We start from the raw sequence: 6067 nt of genomic DNA on the forward strand, positions 1-6067 counted from the left end.
GTCTCTTTGTGGTATAAAGTGACATTAGATGAAGTAACAGGCTAGTAGGGGTAGCCGTTATATCTTAAAGCAAACTGTTAACGTTGAAGATTAAATAGGTATCTCACTACCTTCGTAGTCAATTTCAAACCCAAGATCCTTTAGCATTTGGTGGTCCTTTGTTCCTTCCTGCCCGGCTGTGGTAAGATAATCACCAATAAAGATGGAGTTAGCTGGATATAATCCAAGTGGTTGAAGGCTTCTTAAATTAACTTCACGACCTCCGGAAACTCGAATTTCTTTTGTAGGATTAATAAAACGAAATAGACATAATACTTTTAGACAATAAAGAGGAGTTAACTCATCTGTCCCCTCTAATAATGTCCCCTCCATGGCGTGCAGAAAATTAACAGGAATAGAGTCAGCATTTAATTCTTTTAAAGCAATGGCCATTTGGATAACATCCTCTTTTGTCTCCTTCATTCCTACAATGACCCCAGAGCAAGGCGAAATCCCAATATCTTTTACTTTATTGACAGTTGCAACGCGATCCTGATAGCTGTGACTAGTTGTTATATTGTCATGATGATTTTTTGATGTATTGATATTATGGTTGTATCGATCAACACCAGCTTCCTTTAATTGTTCGGCTTGTCCTGGTTTTAGAATACCTAAACATGCGCATATTTTTAAATTATATTTTTCTTTTATTTCTTTGACTGCACTGGTTACTTGGTTTAGTTCACGGGTGGTTGGTCCTCGACCACTAGCGACAATACAATAAGTGCCAGAATGAAGTTGGTGTGCTTTTTCCGCACCTTGAACGATGGTATCCTTATGCATCATACGATATTTTTGAATTGGATTTGTCGAGTCTCTTGATTGAGCACAATAACCACAATTTTCTGGGCAAGCACCAGACTTGGTATTAATAATCATATTTAATTTTACTTTATTGCCATAATACGTTTTTCTAATGAGATAGGCACTATGTAGCAAGTCTAGAATTTTATCATTCGGACATTCTAAAATCTGCATGGCCTCTCCCTCTGTAATTTCATATCCTTCCAATACGGCATTTGCTAGTGAATTGAAATTTAACATAGTACGCCTCCTTTAATATTTCTTATCTGTTTCTAACTAGTTTTATTCCTAATTGCTAGATTAGTTAGTTACTCGTGTTTTGATTCCTATGGGATTTGTTCGCTGAAACGTATCATATATTCTTGGTGCTACCATGGCTGCAGCGCCAATTGTCAGTAAATCTACTGGTAAGTATGCGAGCATGATTAGCCATGCCTTACTATAAGTTATACTCTCAGTAGCATCCATGAAGAATGCTAGAGAAAAATACATATAATTCGTTCCAATTAGGTAATTGAATACAAGTCCCACCAGAGAAGCAATAACAAAGGTAAGGGAAGTGGGTTTTCTTGTAAATTCAATCACTTTCCCTACCATATAGGCTGTAACAATAAACGATATAATAAAGCCAAAGGTTGGACTAAAAATAGTACCTAGTCCACCTTTCAAGCCAGCGAATACGGGAATACCGATAACCCCTACAAGGACGTATACGATCATGGAAATCGCCCCCCGACGGCTACCAAGTAGAGCACCAGATAAGAAACAAAAAAATGTTTGTAAGGTTATCGGTACACCGCCAATTTGCAAAAATGGCACCCATGTGGTTATATTTGCTCCAATCCCCATTAATGCTACAAACAAAGCTATTAAGGTCAAATCTAAGGTATGAACACGTATGTGCGTCTTCAATTAAAAGCCTCCTGTCTAAAAACCTGTAACGTAACAACACACCTGTCATTAAGGGGTTATTCCATCTAAGGCTAATAAATTAGCCACAAATTATAATTCTCTATAAGAATGTTTGAAGTGGTATGGACACTTTGGTTTGCTCAATCACGTGTTTCGGGCTATTCGAATCGAGCCAAGGTAGAATGCCAAGGACAGGAATCCCAGTTAGCTCCTCAATAATGCCAGGATTGGTTTGTTCAGCTGCCCCATGTTTGGCTTCATCTAATCCATTTAAAACAATTCCAGCTATTTCAAGCCCCATATGCTTGGCGAATTGAACAGTTAACGATGTATGATTGACGGTGCCAAGATGTATACTTGCTACAATTAACAATGGAAAGCCAATTGCTTTAGCTACATCGGCAGCAAGATAATTTTCACCGAATGGAACGGCAATTCCACCGGCACCTTCTACAATGAAGAATTCATGGGTATCTCTAATACTGTTCCAAGCATTGACAATGGATGCTAGGGAAATCAACCGATCTTCTCTTTTGGCAGCAACATATGGTGCTAATGGCTCTTTAAATTGATAAGGTGTAATTTGCTCCAATGTATTCCTATCTCCTGAGAATCTCTTCAGAATAGCGGGATCGCTGAGGGGGTGTTCCCGTTTCTCTCCACTTAACATGGGCTTAAAAACGCCAACATCTATTCCTTGTTTGTGTAATGCACCGGCAATGCCAGCACCGATACATGTTTTACCAATACCCGTATCTGTTCCTGTAATAAATAATCCCTTTGATTTCATACTTTTGTCTCCGTTTCTTGGTTGATCTATATAGGTAGAGTAGTAGAAGTCGTTTATGTGAGATTTTATTTTTTTATGGTCTCCAATTGTGCATATTTTTCTTCTGTAATCTGTTGAATAGAGGCTTCCATAATTTTTATCATTTCACGCAATTCCTGTCGTTTGCTAGATAGTGGCGGCATAAAAACAATCGTATCTCCCACTGGACGGGTTAGCATACCGAGCTGACGCATCTTTAAGGAAACGTCATAACCTACTCTTTTTTCGAAAGGAAAGGGTTCTTTTGTTTGCTTATTTTTCACTAGTTCTATTCCTACCATAAAACCAAGCTGTCTAATATCTCCAACATGTTCTAATTTATTGAAGCATTCTAATTCCCTGTACAGGTATTTCGAGTTTTCTTGCACACGAGTAATTACTTGTTCTTTCTTAAATAAGTCCAGATTGGCAAGAGCAACTGCGCAACCTAACTGATTTCCAGTGTACGAATGTCCATGAAACAATGTTTTCATATTTGTATAATCATCATAGAAAGCCTCATATATTTGCTCTGTTGAGAGAGTAGCAGCAATTGGTAAATAGCCTCCTGTGATACCTTTTCCGATAGTCATAATGTCTGGAGTTACATCTTCATGCTCACAGGCAAACATTTTCCCTGTTCGACCAAATCCGGTAGCTACTTCATCGAGAATAAGTAGAACGTTGTATTTCTTACACAATGCTTCAACACCAGCCAAGTAGCCATGAGGCATTAATCGCATTCCTCCTGCTCCTTGCATCATCGATTCGACTGTTACGGCAGCTAGCTCATCCTGATGCTGATCTAATGTACGTTCTAGTTCTAGTAAGCACTCATTTTTACATGTTTCAGGGTCTCCACTTGGATGTCTATATACATATGGAAAAGGAACAGGGATGCTATCAAATGTAAGTGGATGGTAGACGTGATGGAAAATATCTACCGCACCAACACTTACTGCGCCAATTGTATCGCCATGATAACCGTCCTTCATCGTTACAAATTTATTTTTACCTGTAACCCCTTGGTTTCTCCAATACTGAAAGGCCATTTTAAGTGCGATTTCAACAGCTTCTGCACCACTATCGGAGTAAAAAATACGATTTAGACCATCAGGGGTAATATGTACTAATTGTTCTGCTAATTCAGTAGCTGGCTGGTTTGTCATTCCAAGTAGTGTAGAATGTGCAATTTTATCTAATTGACTACAAATAGCTTCATTTAATTCTTTTTTTTGATGACCATGTACGTTTAACCATACAGATGAAAAACCATCATAATAGGATTTTCCTTCCGTATCTTTTAGGATAACGCCTTGCCCACTTTCAATAATTAACGGATTACGATCATAATCCTTCATTTGCGTAAATGGTAGCCATAGATGTCGTTTACTTTTTTCTATTAATTCACTGTTGCTCATTGATAGACCTCCATATTACATTTTATTGTTAACCATATTTTTTAAAGGTTAACAATAATGAAATCATAAAAAAACGTCGAGGTCAATCCTTATTGATAGAATTTGTTCAATGAATAGCTTGTCTATTATTGGCGATAAAAGGGCTGTTTGCATACCTTTTTTAAAATTAAGTTGTCGTACGAATCCTATTCTTAATTTCCAATGTAATATAACCATATATATAGAAAATTTGTATATTTTAGACAAATATAGACAGGGTCTATTCATTTTGCATAAAAAATGGTAGAATGGTAAAGCAACTCAAAAAATTACAAGCTTCAATCCTTGTAAACACTGCATTTACACTACCATTCCAAATAGCCTCTATTCACCAAATCGTCTCAGACAATCGAATATACAACTAGAAAGGACGAATGCTATGAATCTAACGAAAAAAATTCTGATTGCCCTCGTACTAGGAATCATCGTAGGTATAGGTTTAACTTTTTCATCTAGCGATGTATTTTCTGCTGTTGATACGTATGTATTAAATCCTGTTGGACAAATATTTTTAAATTTAATCATGATGATTGTTGTGCCGATCGTATTTGTTTCCATTGTCCTGGGAACAGCTGGGTTAGGTGATCCTTCGAAACTAGGTAAAATCGGCATTCAAACGGTTAGCTTTTATTTAGTTACCACTGCTGTAGCTCTTGTAATTGGACTTGGTGTCGGATTTTTACTAGAGCCTGGTAAAGCTGGAACATTTAATGTAGAAAATGTTACCTATGAGGAACAAGCAGCACCACCTATTATGGATACATTAGTTCAGATAATTCCCGAAAATCCAATCGAAGCAATGTCTACTGGAAATATGCTGCAAATCATTGCTTTTGCCATATTTATAGGGGTTTCACTAGCAGTATTGGGGGAAAAAACAAGTGGGATTCGTAGTTTATTTGAACAAGCAAATGAAATCCTTATCTTCCTTGTTAACGCAGTAATGAAAACGGCTCCGTATGGTGCGTTCGCATTGATTGCCTCAGCTATTGGAGATACTGGATTAGATGCATTAGGGTCTATGTTCATGTATATGCTAGCAGTAATTGTAGCACTTATTTTGCATGGCGCAATTACGTATAGTTTGGCAATCAAAGGCTTAGGAAAAGCGAGTCCGTTAAAATTCTATAAATCATTCTTCCCTGCAATGTCTGTAGCGTTTAGTACATCTAGTTCAAGTGCAACGTTGCCTGTCTCTATGAAGTTGGCTCAGGAGCAGTTAGGAGTAAAGAAGTCGATTAGTAGTTTTGTTCAGCCTTTGGGAGCTACGATAAACATGGATGGTACTGCAATTATGCAGGCTGTAGCTACCGTGTTTATTGCTCAAGTATATGCAGAACCACTTGGATTAAGTCAATTATTGATGGTTGTCTTAACGGCAACGTTAGCAAGTATTGGAACAGCTGGGGTACCTGGCGTAGGCTTAATTATGCTATCAATGGTTCTTAAACAAGTTGGTTTACCTGTGGATGGCATCGCGCTAATCATTGGTGTTGATCGGTTATTAGATATGCTACGTACATCACTTAATATTACTGGAGATGCAGCTTGTGCCTATATTATCTCGGAAAGTGATAAGAAAAATAGTAAACAAAAAGCACAGCAATCTGCATTATAGTAGAACTGTTTTAAGATCCATCTAGCACGAAAAATATGCTAAACTTCTGTATAGTCAAATAGTGTACAGTAATCAGGAGAAACGGCTACCTGTGGAAAGGTAGTATATACCAGTAGCATGGATGGGGAGTTGACTGATGAAGTCAGCTCCTTTTTAGCAGCCTAGGAAATGATAAAATTTGCCCATGTAGATAAAAAGGCGCGTGTTGAGCCGTCCAGCTCCAGCGCCCAGAAACGAGGCGACTTCATGAATCGCCCTATGATACGTCATCATCGGCGCGCTAGCTTACCGTAATTCCTTTTTCTCCGTTGATTCGCTCCAGTCGCTACGTTTTTAATCGTGCGCTTGCCGCTTTTGTTCTAAGTTAAGAAAGTATAAAATCAGTGCAATGACTGCGTTAAGCCAAGTAGTTATTTTGAAATGTTA

The 6067-nt window shown here is 38.0% G+C and carries 5 protein-coding genes; 1 reads left to right on the forward strand and 4 read right to left on the reverse strand.

Annotation, left to right across the window (positions count from 1 at the left end; genetic code table 11):
• Positions 1 to 90: 90 nt before the first annotated feature.
• The 4 genes from bioB to bioA form a co-directional block, all read right to left on the reverse strand.
• Complete coding sequence (bioB, locus tag Q1A47_RS12215; RefSeq protein WP_026679906.1) at positions 91 to 1083, reverse strand: biotin synthase BioB; 993 nt, start codon at positions 1081 to 1083, stop codon at positions 91 to 93.
• Between the two features lie 60 nt (positions 1084 to 1143).
• Positions 1144 to 1755, reverse strand: a complete 612-nt coding sequence (locus Q1A47_RS12220) for a biotin transporter BioY (RefSeq protein WP_034678419.1) — start codon at positions 1753 to 1755, stop codon at positions 1144 to 1146.
• Between the two features lie 100 nt (positions 1756 to 1855).
• Positions 1856 to 2545 carry a dethiobiotin synthase gene (bioD, locus tag Q1A47_RS12225; protein ID WP_026679905.1) on the reverse strand — a complete coding sequence of 230 codons (690 nt, stop codon included), beginning with the start codon at positions 2543 to 2545 and terminating at the stop codon, positions 1856 to 1858.
• Between the two features lie 65 nt (positions 2546 to 2610).
• A complete protein-coding gene (bioA, locus tag Q1A47_RS12230) occupies positions 2611 to 3984 on the reverse strand; it encodes an adenosylmethionine--8-amino-7-oxononanoate transaminase (protein ID WP_034678416.1) in 1374 nt (457 codons plus the stop codon).
• Positions 3985 to 4402: 418 nt separating this feature from the next.
• Here bioA and Q1A47_RS12235 point away from each other — a divergent pair, with 418 nt between their 5' ends.
• Positions 4403 to 5641 (forward strand): dicarboxylate/amino acid:cation symporter, encoded by a 1239-nt coding sequence (locus Q1A47_RS12235; protein ID WP_166530654.1) that lies wholly within the window; start codon positions 4403 to 4405, stop codon positions 5639 to 5641.
• Positions 5642 to 6067 lie beyond the last annotated feature (426 nt).

This window comes from uncultured Virgibacillus sp. (assembly GCF_947495635.1).
Lineage (GTDB): Bacteria > Bacillota > Bacilli > Bacillales > Amphibacillaceae > Virgibacillus > Virgibacillus salarius.